The sequence below is a fragment of the Bradyrhizobium sp. 62 genome (genome assembly GCF_023073035.1).
Lineage (GTDB): Bacteria > Pseudomonadota > Alphaproteobacteria > Rhizobiales > Xanthobacteraceae > Bradyrhizobium.
The window spans coordinates 124,625-146,724 of record NZ_JADPIT010000031.1 but is presented as its reverse complement, the minus strand read 5'-3'; the positions used below and the strand labels follow the sequence as shown (position 1 = coordinate 146,724).

Here is a 22,100-nt window from a genome sequence, read left to right as displayed (position 1 = left end):
GATCCAGTACGCCGAGTCGGCCGTTGGTCAATCGATAGGCCGCGGCGTACTGCATGCCCGGTCGAGCGGGGGCATGACAGCGGAATTTGAGGCGAAGGCCCGCCGCTAATAATTGATCCGCAGCCCCACGCCGCCATGGATGGTGTTGCCGACCGGCTGCGGGCCGAGCGTGCCGTTGGCGAACAGGTCGACGATCCAGCCCTTCTGCACGCGGAAGCCGAGCCGGCCGCCATACTCGAACCAGCCCTGGTTACCCATGGTCGGCACCACCACGCCGTCGCCGGTCACGGTGGCGACGATGCCGCTATGGGCAGCGAATGACTGCACCCAGCCGCCGTTGATGTTGGCCTCGATATTGCTGCCGTAGAGATGCGTCCACTGGCCCCCGATCTTGACCAGGCTGGTGCGGTCGGTGCCGGTCGCGATGCTGGCGTCGAACGGATTGAACGCCACTGCGCTGTCGGTGTAGCCCGAGACGCGCTGCCAGAGCTGCCAGACCTCGATCGAGGCGGCGACCTCGTCGCGGGGCGACACGCGGCTTATCCAGCCGGCGCGGCCGTAGACGGCGTAGTTCGCGGCGTTGGTCGAACTCGTGACGCTCACCGGGCCGAGGCTGGTGTTGTAGCTGCGGGTGTAGCGCGCCTTCTCCCACGGCGTCAGGATCGTGCCGACGTCGAAGAACGGGCGCGACGAGCCCCAGTCGGTGAAGTCATAGCGCAGCGCAAATGCGCCGATCGGCGCGCTGGTGATGTTGTAGCCGCCTTCGCTGTATTGCGTGTAGGCGATGCCGGCGAGCAGCGACAGATTGTTGGTCAGCTCCTTGCGGCCGTGGATGCCGGCCGAGAACGAGCCGGCGGAGCCGAACGCGCTGACGCAGTTGCTGCAATTGACCTGCTCGTTGACGCCGAGCAGCACCGTGCCGAGCACCCGGTTGGTGATCATCTGGTTGAAGCGCTGATTGGCAAGGCCGCCGATCGAGCCGCCGCTGGAATCCGCGCCGGTCGGTGTCGGCGTCGGGCTCGGCGAGGAGGACGGGTAAGGGCTCGGCGACGATGACGGGTAGGGGCTGGGCGAGGGCGAGGGGCTGTAGGTCGGCGTCGGCGAGGGGGAATAGCTCGGCGCCGGGGTTGGCGTCGGCCCTCCGCACTCGGATTCGCAAATCGTAGCGGCTGCCGCCGGACGGGTATCGACCGCGACAAACGCAAACGCAGCCACGGCGGTCAGCACGCTCGCGAGCGTGAAGCGCATGACGTTGGTGGATATCGCCATCTTCAGCGTCCGCACAGCATGCCGTCGTCATGGACGGCGGGCGTGATGGTCGGCGATGCGTCCGCATATTGGTTGACCGCGCACAGTCCCGCGCTCGCGGCGCAGGTCGCGGCAAAGGTCCAGGGCGGCGTGTTGGTTTTGCTGATAGAGACCTTGCCGCCGGTCGAGGTGATGATTGCGGTGTCGCCGGGCTGGGTGAGCTGCACGCATTGTTGGCTCGTCGTGCAGACACTGGCGGCGCCGTCCTGCAGCACGACGACCGAGCGGCCGCGCTGGGACAGGATATCGAGTGTGGTTCCGCGCACGCCGATGGTCGCGAGCGGGGTCGTGATCTTGTAGGCGGTCTTCTCGGAATGCCCGGTGACGAAACGGAATGCGCCAGTCGTCATGCGGATTGCGACGTCGCGATAGCTGTGCTCGTCGTTGAAGACGGTGCGGTCGAGCTTGAGCGTCGCGCTCGGACCGAGCGACAGATTGGTGCTGTCGGCCATCACGAAGCGCGCCGCGCTGCCGGCGCCGGTGCGCACGGTCTCGTCCCGCAGCATGCTGTCGCCGACGCTGATCGGCGTCGTTGTCGCGGCGACGCGAACGACTTCATTCTGGATCACGACGGCTTCACCGACGCGCGTCTGCGCCTGCGCGTAAGGGGCCACGCACAAGGCGGTCGACAACAGCGTGGAGAAAAGCCAGAAACGCAAATTCATTTCGCAACCGATCGATGTGTCCCTGATCGTACCGGATCAGGCGCGCTTGTGATGTGGCGGAATTATCACAAGCAGCGCGAGACCTGCGTTATGCTTAGTGACAGTTGCAGCAGAATGCGTTCAATGAAAACCGCGATCTCTATTATTCTCCGCGGTGACGCAAATTTGCCACGCAAAATATCCCCACAAATGCGACTCGACTTGCCGGCGGTTCCGAAGGTGTCGCGGAGCGCAGTGATTGCTGTCGCGATTTTCCTGGTCGCGCATCTCGCACTGCTGATAGGCCTCACGACGCCGGAGAAGTTCGTCTTCGACGAAGTGCACTACGTGCCGGCGGCGCGGCAGATGCTGGCGCCAGCGATGTCGCAACCGATGCTCAATCCGATGCATCCACCATTGGCGAAAGAGCTTATCGCGCTATCGATCGCGACCTTCGGCGACACCGCGCTGGGCTGGCGCTATCCCGCGGCGTTGTTCGGCGCCCTCGCGATCGTCGCGATCTACCTGTGCGGCCTCGCACTGTTCGCCGCGCAAGGGCCTGCGATCGCCGCTGCGCTGATCGCCGGCTGCAACCAGATGCTGTACGTGCAGGCGCGCATCGCGATGCTCGACATCTTTGCACTCGGCTTCGGCCTGCTCGCGATTGCCGCCTTCATGCACGGGTTTCGAAAGGACCGGCCTCACGCATTGTTCGCGGCTGCCGGCAGCTTGTTCGGCTGCGCTGCGGCCTGCAAATGGAGCGGCCTGTTTCCGCTCGGAATCTGCATCGTCATCGTCGCGGTGATCCGCCTGATGCAGGGCTGGCACACTGTGTTTGCCGACGCGAAGCCGGGGGATTGGTACCGGCCCGATCTCTGGCCCGACTTCAGATTACATCACGTCGTGCTCTGCTTCATCGTCCTGCCCGCGGCGACATATCTTGCGGCTTTCGTCCCGCTCTATGGCGCGTCGCTGCCGGATCTGGTCGAGGCGCAGCGCCGGATCTTCGCCGACAACACCACCACTGCCATCGCCGGCCACACTTATATGAGCGCGTGGCCGTCATGGCCGCTGCTCGCGCGCCCGGTGTGGTTCCTGTTCGACAAGGGCGCGGACGACAATGTCTCCGCGGTCGTTTTCCTCGGCAACCCCCTGGTGCTGTGGCCGGCGCTGCTCGCGCTCGCCGTCGTGCTGCGCGACTTCGTCGTCGCGCGTCGCCGGGATGCGTTCCTGATCGCGGTCTTCTATTTCGGATCCTGGCTCGCCTGGGCGTTGCTGCCGCGCACGCTCGCCTTCATCTATTACTATCTGCCGGCCGCGACGGTGGCGTCGCTCGCGCTGGTCTACGTGCTGCGCCGGGACGGTCTGCCACGCTGGCTGTTGTGGGCCTACGTCGCGGTCGCGGCAGCAGGCTTTGCCGCCATGCTGCCGATCTCGGCGGCCTTCGTCGGCACGTCGATGCAGACCTTCAACCGGCTGATGCTCTTCCAAGTCTGGATATGAAATCGCCGCCCGCCGGGAGAACGGCAGGCGGCGTTTTTATGGGCGATGACCTGTGAATTACTTCGACGCGGTCTTGGTGTCCATGTTCACGACCTGGACGCGGCGGTTGATCGGGTCGGCGCCGTTGGCGGTGTCTTTCAGCTTGGTCTTGCCGTAGCCGACGGTGACGAGATCGGTGCCGGTGAGGCCGTAGTTCTGCACCAAATATTTTTTGATGGTGTCGGCTCGCCGCTCGGAGAGCCCCTGATTGTATCCCTCCGTGCCGACCGCATCGGTGTGGCCGGCGACCACGAAGGTCGAGCCCTTCAGCGAAGGATCGGACAGCGCCTTGCCGAGCGCCTGCACCGACGGCACTGACGTCTTGGCGATGTCGGCCGAGTTGTAGTCGAACTGGATCTCCAGATCGATCTTCGGCTTGGTCGCGGCGAGCTCGGCAATCTGCTCGCGCTCGCCCGTCGACAACGACCGCGTCGAGCGGTTGCGCACGGTGTTCAGGAACGTCGATTCCTTGGCCTGCACCGCCGGATCGACCTGCGGACCTGCGGACAGGCCGCGGGTCGTCGACTTCGGCTTCAATGCATCCAGGATCTGGTTGGTCGAGACATTGCCGTCGCCGGCCATGGCCAAGCCGGCCGTCATCGACAGAAGTGCCGAGAGAGTAATCGCCTTCAGTGCAAAAGACTTATTGAAACGGGTCATTGTCGTATCCTCGTTGTGACGCCTGATGGCTATTTGATGCTGCAAGCATAGGGCAGGTTCAAAACCCCTGGTGTGATCTTGGTCACGGTGAAAACGGGGCCCTCCGGGGCCATGGCAGCGAATTTCGAGCGGTTTCGGGTTCGTGGAGGGCCGACCCGCGGTCCACTCCGAGGACGGACACTAACGCGTGAAGAGAGTGGTCGCACGCTGCCCGGCGAGCGTTCGAGCCGTCGCAGTCCTGTCGTGATCCGCATCACTGAGGACCGCCGCGCCCAGGTGCCGCTCGGGGGCCGGGGCCCGGTTCACTCGGGGAAACCTGTGCTGACCGATTGTCGCAAAGCCGTCGCGCGATGGCCTGTCCGCGGACAATTTTTCGGCCAGATGGACGCCTAGGGTGGAGCCTCCCACAAGTGCAACGAAGGGAGCCGAGTTCCATCCAGTGCCGAGGCCGAGTGATTACCAGTTCTATCGCAGTGGCCCGCCGGATCGGACCGTGTCCCTGAGCTCCATGCCCATCTACGTCGGCGCGGCGATGATCGCGGTGGCGATCCTGCTGTCGACCCTGATCACGGGGCTGACCTCCCGCTATGTCGGGCTTCAAGCGCCGACCGACGAGAACATGTGGCTGGTCGATCGTCTCACCGGCAGTGTCTATCGCTGCCAGGCGGAGGAGCGCGGCAAGGCCTCGTGCGAACCCGATGTCGCAACAGGCAGCGTTGGCGACCGGTCTAAAGCCCCGAAAGTTGGCCGTTGAGCCCTCCGTCTTCGCACCGCAGCAAGAAAATTGTCTTCTCTACGAAACGTCTTCGCCGGAGAATACGTATTGCGAAGGCCGGCATGACGCCGGTTTCGTTTTACGGAGGAGACTTTTCGATGAAGATCTTGCTCACAGCCGCCGCTTTTGTCGCGCTCACCCTTTCCCTTTCGCCGACATCCGCCGCCATGATGGCGTGCACCGGCGATAACATGATGAAATCGACAGCCATGATGATGGGCACGGCCGATACCCCGGCCAAGGTCGCGGCCAACAAGGAAATGGCTATGGCCAACACCGATATGAGCAATGGCAAGATGAAGGGCGGCTGCATGCATTACATGAAGGCGCAGAAGGCCATGATGATGAAATAGGGCCTCGGCCACGCCAAGCGGCCGCGCTGTCAGCACATGACAGCGCGGCTTTTCTTTTGCTGCGTCCAGTCCGCTTCTTTCTCCCGGCGCGAATCCCGCTACATTCCCTCCTGCAATGTCCCGCGCGCCCAAACCGATTCCACTCACCACGACACAGGCCCGGCAAATCTGGCTTCATGCCCAGCGGCTGGACGAGCGCGCGCCGTTCGGTGACGGCGCGCAGGCCGTCGCCGGCGCGGTCGCCCATCTCGGCTATGTGCAGATCGACACCATCAACGTGATCGAGCGCTGCCATCACCACATCCTGTTCAGCCGGATCCCGTCCTACCGCCGCGCCGACCTGCGCCACGCCCAGAGCGTCGACAAGAGCGTCTTTGAGTATTGGACGCATGCGCTGTCCTACGTGCCGGCCGGCGATTTCCGCTTCTTCCTGCCGGCGATGCGCGAGCACCGCCGTGAGGGGCACAAATGGTTCGCCTCGGTGAAACCTGCCGACACGCGCAAGGTGATGCGGCTGGTGCGCGCCGGTCCGCTGACGATCCGCGACATCGAGGACGACGTGCTCACCGAGAAGGAGCATCTCTGGCAAAGCCGAAAACCCTCGAAGCGGGCATTGCAGCTCGCCTTCTATACGGGTGTCGTGACCGTCAGCGAGCGCCAGGGCATGCTCAAGACCTATGAGCTGATGACGCGCCATTTCGGCTGGGACAAGCTGCCGAAGCCGGCGTCGGCAAAGGACATCACGGCCTATCTGCTCGATCGCGCGCTGCGATCGCAAGGTGTCGTGAGCCTCGATTCGGCCTGCCACCTCGACGCGCCGCGCAAGCCGGAGATGGCTGCCCTGATTGCCTCGCGCGTCCGCCGTGGCGAGCTCGTGCCTGTCGCCATCGACGGTGCCGGCAAGCAGGAGCACTGGGCGCTGCCTTCTTCCCTCGAGCCGGGCGAGCGCGCGCCGCCGGATCTCGTCCATATCCTCTCGCCGTTCGATCCGCTGATCATCCAGCGCAAGCGCACCAATCTCATCTTCGGCTACAATCATTTGTTCGAGGCCTATGTGCCGAAGGCCAAACGCAAGCTCGGCTATTTCGCGCTCCCCGTGCTGGTCGGCGACGAGATCGTCGCCGCGCTCGATCTGAAGACCGACCGGCAGGCAAAGAAGCTGCTGATGCAGAAATGGACCTGGGTCGGCGAGGGGAAGAAGACCGCGGGGCGCAAGGAGCTGAAACGGAAGATCGAGCAGGAACTCGATCGTTTTGAGAAGTTTCAGTTGGCCGACTGATCGTAGGGTGGATTACGCTTCGCTAATCCACCCTACGCATCCCCGCCAATCGATCGATCCAAACGCCGAACGCAATCCCGATTGCATAAGCTGCCAGATTCCACAGCGAGAAGATGCGCCCGAGCAGCAGCGCCCCGGCCGTGGTCAGCCGGAACGCGTCGAGCCAAGGCATGTGCACCAGCCGGGAGAACTCGACCACGACCGCGATCGCCATCGCAATGGCCGCGATCCGCGCCCGTGACAGCCTTGGCAGCAAAACGCCGACCAGCAGAAACACCATCGTTGCCCATAGCAGCGAGCCGCCGTACTTCACCACGAAGGCAGGCAGGCCGAGCGGAAAGCCGTACCAGCGCAGTGAGAGTCCGCAGGCAATAACCGCCAGCGCTAGACCGGCGCGGATCAGCGATGTCCGTAACGGCGCGATGGGTTTGACCGGTTGCGCCTGATGCATTGCTTGCTCCATTGACTCTTTTGCGGCGATGCTCAAAACCCCGGATCAGCCCATAAAAGCAACAACCTCGGGGGAAGCCATGAGCCAGACCACGACCTATGCCGGTTCGACCGGCGCAGCCAAGTCGGAAATCGAGACCTCGACGATCCGCGCCATCTCATGGCGGTTGATCCCGTTCCTGGTGCTGGCCTACTTCTTCTCTTATCTCGACCGCGTCAATCTCGGTTTCGCTGCGCTGACCATGAATGCCGAGCTGAAATTCACCCCGCTGATCTTCTCCTGGGGCGCCGGCATCTTCTTCATCGGCTATTTCATCTTCGAGGTGCCGAGCAATCTGGCGCTGGAGAAGTTCGGCGCCAGCCGCTGGATCGCCCGCATCATGGTGACCTGGGGCATTATCTCGGCGCTGATGGCGCTCACGAGCGGCGTCACGAGCTTCTACGTGCTGCGGTTCCTGCTCGGCGTCGCCGAAGCCGGCTTCTTCCCCGGCATCATCCTCTATCTCACTTATTGGTATCCGGCCGAATATCGCGCGCGCTTCCTTGCGGCCTTCGCCATCGCCGTGCCGGTCTCCACCGTGATCGGCGCCCCGGTCTCGGGCCTGCTGCTCGGGCTCGACGGCGCGATGGGCCTGAAGGGTTGGCAGTGGCTGTTCATCATCGAGGGCATCCCCTCGGTGCTGCTCGGCATCGTCACCTGGTTCTATCTCACCGACAGGCCGGAGAAGGCGGATTGGCTCTCGGCCGAGCAGAAGGCCTGGCTCAAGACCAAGCTCGATGCCGAGATCGCGGCCAAGCAGGCGGTGAAGCATTTGTCGCTCGGCGAGGCGCTGACCTCACCGAAGGTGATCATGCTGAGCCTGGTCTATTTCGGCTTCGTCGGCGCGCTGTATGGGATGCAGTTCTGGCTGCCGCAGATCGTCAAGGCGTTCGGCCTCACCAACGCCCAGACCGGCTTCGTTACCGCAATCCCGTATCTGTTCGGCACCATCGCGATGATCCTGTGGGCACGGCATTCCGATGCCACGCGCGAGCGCGTGATGCATGTCGGCGCGCCGTTGCTGCTCACCGCCATCGCGCTCGGCGTCTCCAGCTATCTCACCGACCCCACCCTGACGATAATCGTGCTGACGGTCGCCGCGATCGGCGTGTTCTGCTGCTTCGGCGTGTTCTGGACCCTGCCGACCGCCTGGCTCTCCGGCACGGCGGCGGCCGGCGCCATCGCCCTGATCAACTCGATCGGCAATCTCGCCGGCTTCGGTGGTCCGTATCTGATCGGCTGGGTCAAGGAAGCCACCGGCCAGACCTCGAGCGGGCTGCTCGTGCTCGCGGTGCTGCCGCTGATCGCCGGCATCCTGGTCTTCATCGGCGGCCACGACAGCAAGCACGAGTTCGTCGAACAGGCGCGGTAGCCTCGAAATATCGCCCCGGCGAAAGCCAGGGCCCATTTCCGCGCGGTCCCTCCGGAGGGCCCGCGGCGCGGCGCTTTCTTCTAACAGCCCAGACTTCCGCCAAGGGCAACCGCGGAGGTTACCACCTCTTAACGATCACGCTTTCCTGATAACTGACGAATATTGACTTTCATCAGTGATTAGTCGACATTCGTCTCATTGCAGCCGAGGGAGTGTCCTCCGATGTTCGTCCGATCCGTTTTGTCCAGCTATTCGAGGCTCTTGGCTGGTGTTTCGCTCGCGCTGATGGCTGCCGCCCTCGCTGGGTGCAATGACACCGTCGCTGAAAAGGCAGAACCGCCGCGGCCGGTTCTCGTCGCCACCGCGCACTACGATGCCGAAAAGCCCGAGCGCAGCTTCGTCGGCACGATCAGGCCGCGGATCGAGAGCGATCTGGGCTTTCGTGTCGCCGGCAAGGTCGCCAAACGTCTGGTCGAAGTCGGCCAGACCGTCGAAATCGGCCAGCCGCTTGCGGTCCTCGATGAGGTCGATCTGAAGCTCCAGGCCGAGCAAGCCGTCGCCGAACAGACCGCTGCGACCGGCGTGCTGGCCCAGGCCGCCGCGGCCGAGCAGCGCGCCAAGGATTTGAAGGCCAAGGGCTGGACCACCGACGCACAGCTGGATTCGAGCCGCGCCGCAGCCGACGAGGCCCGCGCCCGCCTGAACCGGGCCGAGCGCTCGGTCGAGCTGACCAACAATTCCCTTTCCTACGCGACGCTCAACGCCGACGCCCGTGGCGTCGTCACCGCAACGCTGATCGAGCCTGGCCAGGTGGTTGCCGCAGGCCAGACCTCGATCCGTGTCGCCCGCTTTGCCGAAAAGGAAGCGGTCGTCGCGATCCCTGAGACGCTGGTCGGACGTGCCAAATCGGGCGCCGCCAGCGTCACTCTTTGGTCGGAGCCGGGCAAAAAATATACGGCCAGGCTGCGCGAGATCGCGCCCACCGCGGATCCCGCTACGCGCACCTATCTCGCCAAATTTTCGCTGCCCGAGGCCGACGACAAGGTTTCGCTCGGCATGACCGCGACGCTGACGCTGTCGGACGCTGCCACCGAGCGCGTCGCGCGGCTGCCGCTGTCGGCACTGTTCAACGAAGGCGGCAAGCCGTCCTTCTACGTCGTCGACGACAACGGCGCGGTCACGCTGAAGCCGGTCGCGGTGAAGTCCTACGAGAGCAACGACGTCGTCATCACCGGCGGTGTCGAAGAGGGCGCCAAGATCGTCGCCCTCGGCGTTCAGAAGCTCGATCCGGGCCAGAGGGTGCGGATCGTCTCGTCACTGTCCTTTTAAGTCTCGCTTACGAGTTACGTCGTGTGAGGTGAGTTTCGGCCCGAGCGCAAATGCTTTGGCTGAAGCGGCGAAGCGATCCAGAACCTGCCCAGCCCGCTGGATTGCTTCGCTGCCTCGCGACGACGCGTTGAACAGGGTGGCTGTCATTTTTTTGCAACCGGATCATCTTTGGAGAGTGCGATGAAGCGCTTCAATCTTTCGGCCTGGGCCGTCAGCCATCCGACGCTGATCCTGTTCCTGATGCTCATTCTCGGCGTCGCTGGGTTCTTCTCCTATCAGAAGCTCGGCCGTGCCGAGGATCCGTTCTTCACGGTCAAGGTGGTCAACGTCTCCGTGCTCTGGCCGGGCGCGACCGCGCAGGAAATGCAGGCGCAGGTCGCCGATCCCATCGAGAAGAAGATCCAGGAGCTGCCTTACTTCGAGAAGGTGCAGACCTATTCCAAGCCCGGCTTTACCGCGCTCCAGGTCACCTTCCGCGATTCCACGCCTCCGAAGGATGTGCCGTATCTCTTTTATCTGCTGCGCAAGAAGCTCGCCGACGTACAGGGCCAGCTGCCCTCGGGAATTTTGGGACCCGTCGTCAACGACGAATTCTCCGACGTCGATTCCATCCTCTACATGATGACCGGCGACGGCGCCGACTACGCCCAGCTCAAGAAGGTCTCGGAGGGTTTCCGTCAGCGCCTCCTGAAGGTGCCGGGCGTGACCAAGGTCGACGTCTACGGCAACCAGGATGAGCGCATCTTTGTCGAGTTCAGCCATGCCAAGCTCGCCACCCTCGGCATCACGCCGCAGGCGCTGTTCGATTCACTCGCCAAGCAGAATAACGTGACGCCGGCCGGCACGGTCGAGACCTCCTCTCAACGCGTGCCGCTGCGCGTCACCGGTGCGCTCGACGGCGCCAAGGCCGTCGCCGAAACCCCGGTCGAGAGCAACGGCCGCGTGTTCCGCCTCGGCGACATCGCCACCGTCACTCATGGTTACGTCGACCCGCCGAGCTTCATCGTGCGCCAGGAAGGCAAGGCCGCGATCGGCATCGGCGTCGTCACCGCCAAGGGCGCCAACATCCTCGATCTCGGCAAGGAGGTCGAGAAGGCGACGGCTGAATTCATGAAGGCGGTGCCGCAGGGCGTCGACATCAAGCTGATCGCCGACCAGCCCAAGGTGGTCGAGCACGCCGTCAGCGAATTCGTGCACTCCTTCATGGAAGCCCTCGTCATCGTGCTGTTCGTGTCGTTCCTGGCGCTCGGCTGGCGCACCGGCATCGTGGTCGCGCTGTCGGTGCCGCTGGTGCTCGGCATCGTCTTCGTCGTCATGAACACGATGTCGCTCGATCTGCACCGCATCACGCTGGGTGCGCTGATCATCGCGCTCGGCCTGCTGGTGGATGACGCCATCATCGCGGTCGAGATGATGGTGGTGAAGATGGAGCAGGGCTGGGACCGCATGCGTGCGGCGTCCTTTGCCTGGGAATCCACTGCGTTTCCGATGCTCACGGGAACGCTGGTCACGGCCGCTGGCTTCCTCCCCATCGGCTTTGCCAATTCCGCGGTCGGCGAATATGCCGGCAGCATCTTCTGGATCGTGGCGATCGCGCTGGTCGCGTCCTGGTTCGTGGCGGTGATCTTCACGCCCTATATCGGCGTCATGCTGCTGCCCAACATCAAGGTGCACCACAATCACGATCCGCACGCGGTCTACGAGACCCGCATGTATCGGGGCCTGCGCGCCATCGTGCAGTGGTGCGTCAATCACCGCATCACCGTGGTGGCCGCGACCGTCGGCGTCTTCATCGCCTCGATCGTCGGATTCGGCCAAGTCCAGCAGCAGTTCTTCCCGCTGTCCGAGCGGCCCGAGCTGTTCCTCCAGCTTCGTCTGCCCGAGGGCACCGCCTTCAACGTCACGGAAAAGGCGGTGAAGAAGGCCGAGACCATGCTCAAGGACGACAAGGACATCGAGACCTACACGGCCTATGTCGGGCAGGGCTCGCCGCGCTTCTGGCTCGGGCTCAATCCGCAGCTTCCGAACGAGGCTTTTGCCGAAATCGTCATCGTCGCAAAGGGCGTCGAGGCGCGCGAGCGCATCAAGGCCAAGCTTGAAAACGCCGTTGCCGACGGCGCGCTCAACGAGGCCCGCATGCGCGTCGATCGTTTCAATTTCGGTCCCCCCGTTGGTTTTCCCGTGCAGTTTCGCGTCATCGGCCCCGACGCCAACAAGGTGCGCGAGATCGCCTACCAGGTCCGCGACGTCATGCGGCAGAACAAGAGCGTCAAGGACGTCCAGCTCGACTGGAACGAGCAGTCGCCTTACCTCAAGCTCGTCGTCGACCAGGATCGCGCCCGCGCCATGGGCCTGACCCCGCAGGACGTGTCGCAGGCGCTGTCGATGCTGATCTCGGGCTCGCAGGTGACGACCGTGCGCGACGGCATCGAAAAGGTCGGCGTGGTCGCGCGTGCCGTCTCGTCCGAACGGCTCGACCTCGGCGCAGTCGGCGATCTCACCATTACCTCGCGCAACGGCGTGGCCGTGCCGCTGCAGCAGATCGCCAAGATCGAGTATGCCCACGAGGAGCCGATCATGTGGCGGCGTAACCGCGACATGGCGATTACCGTGCGTTCCGACGTCGTCGACGGCGTGCAGGCGCCCGACGTCACCGGCCAGATCGCGCCGAAGCTGAAGGCAATCAAGGACAATCTCGAGCCGGCCTACCGCATCGAGGCGGGCGGCGCGTTCGAGGAATCCGCCAAGGGCAACGCCTCGATCTTCATTCTCTTCCCGCTGATGGTCATGGTGATGCTGACGCTGCTGATGTTCCAGCTGCAGAGCTTCTCGCGCCTGATCCTGGTGTTCCTGACCGCGCCGCTCGGCATCGTCGGCGCCTCGTTCGGGCTCAACATCGCCAACGCCCCGTTCGGCTTCGTGGCGCTGCTCGGCCTGATCGCGCTCGCCGGCATGATCATGCGCAACGCGGTCATCCTGGTCGACCAGATCGAGACCGACGTTTCGCACGGCCTGACCCGCCGCGAGGCGATCGTGGAGGCCACCGTCCGCCGCGCCCGTCCGGTGGTGCTGACGGCGCTTGCCGCCATCCTGGCCATGATCCCGCTGTCGCGCTCGGCGTTCTGGGGTCCGATGGCAATCACCATCATGGGCGGCTTGTTCGTTGCGACCTTCCTCACGCTGCTGTACCTGCCGGGGCTCTACGCCCTCTGGTTCCGCAAGAGCCTGGATGAGGCGGGCACCCCCGAGCAGCCTGCCGCGCCGCAGCATGGGAGCGATGACCAGAACGCAATTCCGCTTGCTGAGGCGGCTGAATAAGTGAAGATGAACTGCTGATTGACGAGTCCTGACAGATGACACTGGTTTCGGAACATATCGAAGGGGACACGCGGGATCGTATTCTCGAGGTGGCTGAGCGGCTGTTCCGCCAGATCGGTTATCTCAAGACCACGGTCGGCGACATCGCCAAGGAGCTCAAGATGAGCCCCGCCAACGTTTATCGCTTCTTCGAATCGAAGAAGGCGATTCATCAGGCGGTGGCCCGCTCGCTGATGGGCGAGGTCGAGCTGGAAGCGCAGCGGATCGTGGCGAGGCCCGGTCCGGTACTGCCGCGCTTCCGCGAACTGCTCACCACCATCAACCGCATGAACACCGAGCGCTATGTCGGCGACAACAAGCTGCACGAGATGGTCGAGATCGCGATGCAGGAGGACTGGGACGTCTGCGTCAACCACATGGAGTGCATTGCCGGGGTCATCGGCCAGATGATCGCGCAAGGCGTGGCCTCCGGCGAGTTCGAGGCGCCGGACCTGCAACTGGCCGCGCTCTGCGCCTGCACCGCGATGATGCGCTTTTTCCACCCCCAGATGATCGCCCAGTGCGCCACCAAGCCGGGCCCGACCATCGACCAGATGATCGATTTCGTCATCGCCGGATTGTCCCCGCGGCACTGACGGGCCGGCGAATTTCCTCCTATAAGCAGGCCGACTGCCCCGGAATGACGGCTGGTGGCTGGCAAGGACGGATCAACAAACTCCGTCATTGCGAGCGTAGCGCGAAGCAATCCAGAATCTTTCCGCGGCGCGGCTCTGCGGAACGCAGCAATCCAGACTGTCTCGGTGCGGAAGATTCTGGATTGCTTCGCTGCGCTCGCAAAGACGAGAAGGAAAAGCGCGTGACCGACAAAGACCTGCACTTCTACGAGCCCGCCAAGGGCCACGGCCTCAAGCACGATCCCTTCAACGCCATCGTCGCGCCGCGGCCGATCGGCTGGATCTCGTCGCGCGACACCAAAGGCCATGTCAACCTCGCGCCTTATAGCTTCTTCAATGCGTTCTGCTATGTCCCCCCGATCATCGGTTTCTCCTCCACAAACTGGAAGGACACGGTCGCGAACATCCAGCAGACCGGCGAGTTCGTCTGGAATCTCGCCACCATGGACCTGGCCAGGCACATGAACGCGACTGCGGCGCACGTTGGCCCTGAGGTCGACGAGTTCAAGGTTGCCGGCCTCACCGCCGTGCCCGGCAGGCTCGTCAACGTGCCGCGCGTGGGCGAAAGTCCCGTCGCGTTCGAGTGCAAAGTGTCCGATATCGTCCGCCTCAAGGGCGCCGACGGCAAGGAAGCCAACGCCTGGCTGACGCTCGGCGAGGTCGTTGCCGTCCATATCGACAAGGCCATGATCAAGGACGGCGTCTACCAGACCGCCGCCGCCCGCCCGATCGTCCGGGCCGGCCGCAGCGGGGATTATTTCGAGATCAAGCCGGAAAACATGTTCGAGATGGTGCGGCCGGATTAGACCAGCCGACCTCGAAGCCCATCCCCCTTCCGGAACTGCCCCCACGCCTCGGCCGTTATGGCCCTGGGCGGTCGCCCGGCCGCGTCAATTCGCGTCTTTTCGCAGGCGAAGTGTTCACCGCCGCCGGCCACTTTCCGCTAAAATGCCCGATCACCGCGCCGATGCATGAGGTCCGCCATGAGCTTCCGCCGCGACACTTTGACAAAGCCGATTTTCTCCTGGGCGCGTGGCGTGCTGCCGGCGATGTCGGACACCGAGCGCGAGGCGCTGGAGGCCGGCGACGTCTGGTGGGACGCCGATCTCTTCACCGGCAACCCCGATTGGTCGAAGCTGCTGAAGGTCCCGCAGGCAACGCTGACCGACGAGGAGCGGGCCTTCCTCAACGGCCCCGTCGACGAGCTCTGCGCCATGCTCGACGAGTGGAAGATCTTTTGGGAATGGCGCGACCTGCCGCCCGATGTCTGGCACTTCATCAAGCGCGAAAAATTCTTCGGCATGATCATTCCGAAGGAGTTCGGCGGCCTCGGCTTCTCGCCCTATGCGCATTCGGAAGTGGTGCGCAAGATCTCGACCCGGTCGATCGCCGCCGCGGTGACGGTGATGGTGCCGAACTCGTTGGGCCCCGGCGAGCTCCTGATGCACTTCGGCACCAAGGAGCAGCAGCAGCGCTGGCTGCCGCGTCTTGCCGACGGCCGCGACATTCCCTGCTTCGGCCTCACCAGCCCTGAGGCCGGCTCCGACGCCGCCTCGATGGTCGACACCGGCGTCATCTGCAAAGGCAGCTTCGAGGGTCAGGAGGTGCTGGGTCTGAAGCTCAACTGGCACAAGCGTTACATCACGCTCGGTCCCGTCGCCACGCTGCTTGGCCTCGCCTTCAAGGCCTATGACCCCGATCATCTCGTGGGACGCCAGGAAGAGCTCGGCATCAGCGTGGCGCTGATCCCGACCAACCTTCCCGGCGTCGAAATCGGCAAACGCCATCTGCCGTCGATGCAGGTGTTCCAGAACGGCCCGAATTGGGGCCGCGACGTTTTCATTCCGCTCGACTACGTCATCGGCGGCCAGGCGCGGCTGGGGCAGGGCTGGAAGATGCTGATGACGGCGCTCGCCGCCGGCCGCGGCATCTCGTTGCCCTCGCTCTCCGCCGCCGGCGCCGCTTATGCCGCCCGCACCACCGGCGCCTATGCCCGGATCCGCGAGCAGTTCGGCATCTCCATCTCCAAATTCGAGGGCGTCGAGGAGCCGCTCGCGCGCATCGTCGCGACCGCCTATCAGCTCGACGCGGCGCGACGGCTGACCTGCGCCGCGCTGAATGCCGGCATCCATCCCGCCGTCATCTCCGGCATCATGAAGCTGCACGCGACCGAGCGGATGCGCACCGCGGTCGACGACGCCATGGACATCCATGGTGGCAAGGCCGTGATCGACGGTCCGCAAAACTATCTCGGCAATCTCCACCGTGCCGTCCCCGTCGGCATCACCGTCGAGGGCGCCAATATCCTCACCCGCAATCTCATCGTGTTCGGGCAAGGCGCCATCCGCGCCCATCCCTATCTGCTCGACGAGATGAATGCGCTCGCGGATGCCGATCGCGAGCGCGGGCTCACCGCCTTCGACAAGGCGTTCTGGAAGCATGTCGGCCACAGCTTAGAGACACTGTTGCGCGCGTTCGGCCGGAGCTGGAGCTTTGGTGTCTTCGCGCTTGCACCCGATGCGGGTGACGCCAGGCCATTCTATCGTCAGCTCTCGCGCTACTCGGCGGCGTTTGCCCTCTGCGCCGATATGGCGCTGCTGACGCTCGGCGGCGCGCTCAAGCGCAAGGAGATGCTGTCGGCGCGTTTCGGCGACATCCTGTCCGAGCTGTATCTGCTGTCTGCCGCGCTCAAACGCTGGCATGACGAGGGGCGGCAGAAGGATGATTTTGCAGCGCTCGAATGGTGCATGGCGACGGGCTTTCGGACCATCGAGAACCGGCTTGCCGAGATTCTCGCCAATCTGCCGAACCGTTTCGTCGCAAGGATTCTCAAATTCGTGGTCCAGCCATTCGGCGCCCGCGTGCTGGGTCCCTCCGACCGAGTGGTGCATCAATGCGCGAGCCTTGTGCTGGAGCCGTCGGCCGCGCGCGACCGCCTCACGCCCGATCTGGCTTATGTCGATGACGATGGCGGCTTCGCCCGGCTGGAGCGCGCTTTCGACCTGGTCGCAGGCACGGACGCCATCGCCAGGCGCATGCGCGCGGCGCATATGAGCGACTGGAAGGATGCGGTGGCCAAGGGCGTGATGACGCAGGCCGAGGGCGAGCAGCTGGCTGCGGCCCGCGAAGCGGTCGCAAAGGTGATAGAGGTCGACGATTTTGCGCCGGAGGCGCTGTCGCCGATTTACAAGAAAACCGGCGACGTGCATCAGTTCTTCCAGGAACTCGGTGAACAGAGGGCGGCGAGCTGATGGCACGACCGGTTTTCATCGTCGACGGCAGCCGGACGCCGTTTCTCAAAGCGCGTTCGGGGCCCGGTCCGTTCACGCCGGTCGATCTCGCCGTGCAATGCGGCCGGCCGCTGCTGGCGCGCCAGCCGTTTTCGCCTGATACATTCGACCAGGTCATCCTCGGCTGCGTCAACGTGATCGCGGACGAAATGAACCCAGCGCGCGTCGCCGCGCTCCGGCTCGGCATGGGCGAGGACATGGTCGCCTTCACCGTGCAGATCAATTGCGGATCCGGCATGCAGTCGATCGACACCGCCTACCGCTACATCCGCGAGGGCCATGCCGACATGATCCTCGCCGGCGGCACCGAAGCGCTCAGCCACGCGCCGCTGGTCTGGCCCAATTCGGGCGTGCGCTGGTTTGCCGGCCTCGCCACCGCCAAGGGCGTCGCCGCGAAGCTTGCCGCAGCCTTCAGGCTGCGGCCGCGCTATCTCAAGCCGATCATCGGGTTGGAGCGCGGGCTGACCGATCCCATTACCGATTTGAACATGGGCCAGACGGCCGAAGTCGTCGGCCATCTCTTCGGCATCACCCGCGCGCAGTCCGATGCCTATGCCGCCGAGAGCCATCGCCGGCTCGCGCATGCGCAGGCGGAAGGTTTTCTCAAGGGCGAAGTCGAAACCGCGTTCTCCCGCGACGGAAAATTCTTCGACCATGATGATGGCGTGCGTCCGGACTCGACGGCCGAGAAGCTCGCCAAGCTGAGGCCGGTGTTCGAGCGTCCCTGGGGCCAGGTCACTGCCGGCAATTCCTCGCAGATCACCGACGGCGCGTCCTGGGTGATCCTGGCGTCCGACGAAGCGGTCGCCAAGCACAAGCTGACGCCGAAGGCGGTCATCGTCGACAGCAACTGGGCCGCACTTGATCCAAGCATCATGGGTCTCGGTCCCGTGATGTCGGCGACGCCGCTACTCAAGCGCAACGATCTCACCATTCAGGACGTCCAGACCTGGGAGCTCAACGAGGCGTTTGCCACCCAAGTGCTCGGCTGCCTCGCCGCCTGGAATGACGACAAATTCTGCCGCGAGATTTTGGGACTCGATGGCGCTGCCGGCGAGATCGACCGCGAAAAACTCAATGTCGATGGCGGCGCTATCTCGCTCGGGCATCCCGTCGGCACCTCCGGAAACCGCATCGTGCTGCATCTCGTCAACACCATGAAGCGGCTCGGCACGCGGCGCGGCGTTGCCACCGAATGCATCGGCGGCGGGCTCGGCGGCGCCATGCTGATCGAGGCGGTGTGACATGGATTCCAAGATCATGACCGCGCTCGGCGACCGCGTGATGGAGCTCGGACCCAAGCCCGCTGCCGATAGTCCCTACAAGCACTTCAAGCTGACGCGCGACGCCGACGGCGTCGCCTGGCTGCTGTTCGACCGCACTGACGCCAGCGCCAATACGCTGTCCTCGGACGTGATGGAGGAGTTCGACTCCGTACTGGCGGCGATTGAGACCGAGCGCCCGGCCGGCCTCGTGATCCGCTCCGCAAAACAGTCCGGCTTCATCGCGGGCGCCGACGTCAACGAATTTCGCGGTGCCGATGATGCCGGGATGGTGGAGACGCGGATCCGCGCCGCCCACGCGGTGGTCGACCACCTGGAAGCGCTGAAGCTGCCGACGGTCGCGGTGATCCACGGCTTCTGCCTCGGCGGCGGGCTCGAAGTCGCGCTCGCCTGCCAATCGCGCATCGCCATCGACGGCGCGCGCTTCGGCTTCCCGGAGGTGATGCTGGGCCTGCACCCCGGGCTCGGCGGCACCGCGCGTTTCACTGCGCTGGTCAATCCGACCCAGTCGATGGCCCTGATGCTGACCGGCCGCACCATCGATGCCCGCCGCGCCAAATCGCTCGGCCTCGTCGACACCGTGACGCAGGAGCGCCACGTTCGTAATGCGGTGAAGGACGCACTGTTCGGCCGGCTCAAGCGGGCACGGCCGGGCTTTCTGACGCGTGCGGCGAATTTCGGCCCGGTGCGCGGGCTGTTGGCCAGGCGGATGCGATCGGAGGCGGCGAAGGCCGCGTCCCGCGAGCATTATCCAGCACCCTATGCCTTGATCGATCTCTGGGAGGCCCATGGCGGCAGCAAGGCCGCGATGCTCAGGGCAGAGCAGGCCTCGTTCGCCAAGCTGATGGTGACGCCGACCGCGCAGAACCTGATCCGCGTGTTCTTCCTGCGCGAGCAGATGAAGAAGGCGGCAGGCTCCGGCAACAGGATCAAGCATGTCCACGTCATTGGCGCCGGCGCCATGGGTGGCGACATCGCGGCCTGGTGCGCGGGGCAGGGGCTGCGCGTCTCGCTCGCCGATATGAAGGCGGAGCCGATTGCGGGCGCGGTCAAGCGCGCCGCCGAGCTCTACGGAAAGATCATTCGCAAGCCGACCGAGGTGCGCGACGCGCTCGATCGCCTGATCCCCGACATGGATGGGGAGAGCGTCCGCAACGCCGATCTTATCATCGAGGCGGTCCCGGAGAAGCTCGAGCTGAAGCAGAAGGTCTATGCCGGGCTCGAGCCGCGGATGAAGCCGGGCGCGATTCTCGCGACCAACACGTCGAGCATTCCGCTCCAGGATTTGCGCACCACGCTGGCGCGGCCGGAGCGGCTGGTCGGCCTCCACTTCTTCAATCCGGTGTCGCGGTTGCAGCTGGTGGAAGTCGTCAGCCATGACGGTAACGATACGCAGGTGCTGAAGGAGGCACTCGCTTTCGTCGGCGTGATCGATCGGCTGCCGTTGTCGGTGAAGAGCTCGCCGGGCTTCCTCGTCAACCGCGCGCTGACGCCCTACATGCTGGAAGCGATGGTGATGCTGGACGAGAAGATCGACCAGCGCCTGATCGACGCCGCCGCGGAGCAGTTCGGCATGCCGATGGGGCCGATCGAACTGGCAGACCAGGTCGGGCTCGACATTTGTCTCGACGTCGGCGACATGCTGCGCAGCAAGTTCGGCGATCTGCTGCCGCCGACGCCGGCGTGGCTGCGCGAGAAGGTCGCCAAGGGCGAGCTCGGCCGCAAGACCGGCAAGGGCTTTTACGTCTGGCGCGACGGCAAGGCCGAGAAGGCGCCGTTGCCCGAGACTGGTCCGCGCGTCACCGACCAGATGATCGACCGTCTGGTGCTGCCGATGTCCAACGTCTGCGTTGCGGCGCTTCGCGAGGGGATCGTCGATGATGCCGACATGGTCGATGGCGCCATGATCTTCGGCACCGGTTATGCACCGTTCCGTGGCGGTCCGTTGAACTATGCGCGCACGCGTGGCGTGGATCATGTCGTATCCACCTTGCGCGCACTGGCCGGGAGATTCGGCGAGCGCTTTGCGCCGGATCCGGGCTGGGACAATTTCACGTGAGCAGTTTCAAGTGAGCAATCCTCAAGTGAGGAATCTTCAAGTGAGAGCGGCATGAACGAGCAAGCCAATGCCGGGCCGGGCGGCGATCTCTGCATCCGCACGCTGGCAATGCCTGCCGACACCAACGCAAACGGCGACATCTTCGGCGGCTGGCTGCTCAGCCAGATGGACGTCGGCGGCGGCGTGTTTGCGTCAAAGGTCGCAAAGTCGCGCACGGTGACCGTCGCCATCGAGGCGATGAATTTTCGCAAGGCCGTCTATGTCGGCGATCTCGTTTCGGTCCACGCCCACCTCGTTCGCGTCGGGCGCACGTCCATCACCGTGCATCTGGAAGCGTGGGCGCTGCGCCGCGGCGAGCAGCAACCGTTCCTCGTCACCGACGGCAACTTCACCTACGTGTCGATCGACGAGCACGGCCGCCCGCAGCCGGTTCGCCCGGCCGACACCACCATCGCGACGTAATCGCACGCGGCGTTGCGCCTCATCTCAGTGCGGCGCCGCCAAACGCGGCGCGACTGAGTCCCGCCGCCGCGGCTTTGCCAAGAACCAGTCATAAAACGGATGAGGTCCCGGCTTACTCAATCGCGTGTCGATCCGGGGCGGAAACGGCGTCAAAATGCCCAGGAACCTTTGGGCGGAACTGCCGTTATTTGCCCGCACTGAGGAATCCACGGACCATGCCGGACAGCTACATCATCGAAGTCGATTCGCAGACCGCAGGTATCGTCGTTCGTTCCCAGGGAGGCTACTGCTTTTTCGCCTCATCCAACCGCTTCAATCGTCTCGAAGGCCAGCTCTTCCGCAACGCCCGCGAAGCCGAGCGCGCCGCGCGCAAGCTGGTTAACGGTGATGTGAAGGAAGCGGCATAATTTTCCGCCTGTCATTTCGGGGCGCGCTAAGCGTGGTCGGAATCTTTTGCCGACAACTGTCCTTCCTTCTCCCCTTGTGGGAGGAGGTGGCGCGAAGCGCCGGATGAGGGGTTGTTTCGCCGAATTCAATTGTGAGAGGTGCGCTCGCGGAAGCATACCCCTCACCCGTCTCGCCGCTCTGCGGCGAGCCACCCTCTCCTACAAGGTGAGAGGGATAAGCCGCAATCACAACTTGGTTGCTGCCCGCGACAACAGCTTCCAGTCGTCGCCCTGCTTCTGCCAGTTCATCAGGATGTAAAGGCTGTTTGATACTTTCTGTCCGCCGGTCATCATCTCGGCCAGCCAGTGGAAGCGAACGATCGCGGCGGGGCCGACGATCTTGATGGTCGGATCCTTGTAGGTAATCGACAGGAATTCCGTTTTGCCGTCGGTGGCGTTGGCGACGAAGGCCGCCTTATCCTCAAGGAAGCCGCTGGAATGGCTGTAGCTCAGATCGTCCGAGCACAGCGCGCTGAGCGCCTTCGGATCGGCCGCGATTTGGGCGAGGCGAAATGCCTCGACGTTCTTTGCCACCGCCTCGTGGTCTGTCGTGGCAGCATGATCGCGATTCAATGTCGTCATATCCTTCGTCCTTGATCTTGCGTCCACTGTTGCAGCCGCACTTGATTTTGTCGAGCATCAGGTCGCAATACGCTGCATTGCGCCAGGCGGAGCGATTTCTGACGCGCAAAGCGTGGTCGGAATTTTTTGCAGTCCCTGGTGCTCCTGCACTTTCCTTCCCTTGTTGGAGAAGGTGGCGTAGGCCGCCTCCAGCGGTCGTTCTTAAGAAGACGCCGAAGCGAGGCTTCGGCTCTG

At 64.1% G+C, this 22,100-nt stretch carries 19 protein-coding genes; 14 read left to right on the top strand and 5 right to left on the bottom strand.

What is annotated here, in order from left to right; translation table 11 throughout:
* Positions 1-105: 105 nt before the first annotated feature.
* Positions 106-1,269 carry a hypothetical protein gene (locus tag IVB47_RS28705; protein WP_247291373.1) on the bottom strand — a complete coding sequence of 388 codons (1,164 nt, stop codon included), beginning with the start codon at positions 1,267-1,269 and terminating at the stop codon, positions 106-108.
* Positions 1,270-1,271: 2 nt separating this feature from the next.
* Entirely contained in the window at positions 1,272-1,973 is a 702-nt protein-coding gene (locus IVB47_RS28700) for a FecR family protein (protein ID WP_247466325.1), read from the bottom strand.
* Positions 1,974-2,024: 51 nt separating this feature from the next.
* Here IVB47_RS28700 and IVB47_RS28695 point away from each other — a divergent pair, with 51 nt between their 5' ends.
* On the top strand, positions 2,025-3,455 hold the full coding sequence (locus IVB47_RS28695) for a phospholipid carrier-dependent glycosyltransferase (RefSeq protein ID WP_247466322.1): 1,431 nt from the start codon (positions 2,025-2,027) through the stop codon (positions 3,453-3,455).
* Positions 3,456-3,512: 57 nt separating this feature from the next.
* On the opposite strand, the gene IVB47_RS28690 is transcribed toward IVB47_RS28695, so the two are convergent.
* Positions 3,513-4,154: an OmpA family protein gene (locus IVB47_RS28690; RefSeq protein WP_247438733.1), complete on the bottom strand. Its 642-nt coding sequence runs from the start codon at positions 4,152-4,154 to the stop codon at positions 3,513-3,515.
* Between the two features lie 508 nt (positions 4,155-4,662).
* Between IVB47_RS28690 and IVB47_RS28685 the strand changes: the two genes are divergently transcribed.
* The 3 genes from IVB47_RS28685 (at position 4,663) to IVB47_RS28675 (ending at position 6,561) form a co-directional block, all read left to right on the top strand.
* A complete protein-coding gene (locus tag IVB47_RS28685) occupies positions 4,663-4,908 on the top strand; it encodes a hypothetical protein (RefSeq protein ID WP_247291437.1) in 246 nt (81 codons plus the stop codon).
* Between the two features lie 119 nt (positions 4,909-5,027).
* Positions 5,028-5,282 (top strand): hypothetical protein, encoded by a 255-nt coding sequence (locus IVB47_RS28680; RefSeq protein WP_247466318.1) that lies wholly within the window; start codon positions 5,028-5,030, stop codon positions 5,280-5,282.
* 115 nt (positions 5,283-5,397) lie between these two features.
* Positions 5,398-6,561 (top strand): crosslink repair DNA glycosylase YcaQ family protein, encoded by a 1,164-nt coding sequence (locus tag IVB47_RS28675; protein ID WP_247466315.1) that lies wholly within the window; start codon positions 5,398-5,400, stop codon positions 6,559-6,561.
* 22 nt (positions 6,562-6,583) lie between these two features.
* Here the strand turns inward: IVB47_RS28675 and IVB47_RS28670 are convergent, their stop codons facing one another.
* A complete protein-coding gene (locus IVB47_RS28670) occupies positions 6,584-7,012 on the bottom strand; it encodes a DUF2809 domain-containing protein (RefSeq protein ID WP_247357257.1) in 429 nt (142 codons plus the stop codon).
* A gap of 79 nt (positions 7,013-7,091) precedes the next feature.
* Here IVB47_RS28670 and IVB47_RS28665 point away from each other — a divergent pair, with 79 nt between their 5' ends.
* The 10 genes from IVB47_RS28665 (at position 7,092) to IVB47_RS28620 (ending at position 21,245) form a co-directional block, all read left to right on the top strand.
* A complete protein-coding gene (locus IVB47_RS28665; RefSeq protein WP_247466311.1) occupies positions 7,092-8,423 on the top strand; it encodes an MFS transporter in 1,332 nt (443 codons plus the stop codon).
* A 222-nt stretch (positions 8,424-8,645) separates the two neighbouring features.
* Complete coding sequence (locus IVB47_RS28660; protein ID WP_247291354.1) at positions 8,646-9,752, top strand: efflux RND transporter periplasmic adaptor subunit; 1,107 nt, start codon at positions 8,646-8,648, stop codon at positions 9,750-9,752.
* Positions 9,753-9,932: 180 nt separating this feature from the next.
* Positions 9,933-13,070 (top strand): efflux RND transporter permease subunit, encoded by a 3,138-nt coding sequence (locus tag IVB47_RS28655; RefSeq protein ID WP_247466308.1) that lies wholly within the window; start codon positions 9,933-9,935, stop codon positions 13,068-13,070.
* Positions 13,071-13,105: 35 nt separating this feature from the next.
* Complete coding sequence (locus tag IVB47_RS28650) at positions 13,106-13,705, top strand: TetR family transcriptional regulator (RefSeq protein ID WP_247291342.1); 600 nt, start codon at positions 13,106-13,108, stop codon at positions 13,703-13,705.
* A gap of 221 nt (positions 13,706-13,926) precedes the next feature.
* Positions 13,927-14,550: a flavin reductase family protein gene (locus tag IVB47_RS28645; protein ID WP_247466306.1), complete on the top strand. Its 624-nt coding sequence runs from the start codon at positions 13,927-13,929 to the stop codon at positions 14,548-14,550.
* 177 nt (positions 14,551-14,727) lie between these two features.
* Complete coding sequence (locus IVB47_RS28640) at positions 14,728-16,995, top strand: acyl-CoA dehydrogenase (protein WP_247466303.1); 2,268 nt, start codon at positions 14,728-14,730, stop codon at positions 16,993-16,995.
* Entirely contained in the window at positions 16,995-18,278 is a 1,284-nt protein-coding gene (locus tag IVB47_RS28635) for an acetyl-CoA C-acetyltransferase (RefSeq protein ID WP_247466300.1), read from the top strand. Before IVB47_RS28640 ends, IVB47_RS28635 begins: the two co-directional genes overlap by 1 nt.
* A 1-nt stretch (position 18,279) precedes the next feature.
* Positions 18,280-20,376, top strand: coding sequence for a 3-hydroxyacyl-CoA dehydrogenase NAD-binding domain-containing protein (locus tag IVB47_RS28630; RefSeq protein ID WP_247466297.1), 2,097 nt, complete (start codon positions 18,280-18,282; stop codon positions 20,374-20,376).
* A 51-nt stretch (positions 20,377-20,427) separates the two neighbouring features.
* Entirely contained in the window at positions 20,428-20,838 is a 411-nt protein-coding gene (locus IVB47_RS28625) for an acyl-CoA thioesterase (RefSeq protein ID WP_027568529.1), read from the top strand.
* Between the two features lie 215 nt (positions 20,839-21,053).
* The gene (locus IVB47_RS28620) at positions 21,054-21,245 is read left to right on the top strand and encodes a hypothetical protein (RefSeq protein WP_007595173.1); all 192 of its coding nucleotides are present in this window, start codon (positions 21,054-21,056) and stop codon (positions 21,243-21,245) included.
* Positions 21,246-21,470: 225 nt separating this feature from the next.
* Here the strand turns inward: IVB47_RS28620 and IVB47_RS28615 are convergent, their stop codons facing one another.
* The gene (locus IVB47_RS28615) at positions 21,471-21,866 is read right to left on the bottom strand and encodes a nuclear transport factor 2 family protein (protein ID WP_247466294.1); all 396 of its coding nucleotides are present in this window, start codon (positions 21,864-21,866) and stop codon (positions 21,471-21,473) included.
* Between the last annotated feature and the right edge of the window lie 234 nt (positions 21,867-22,100).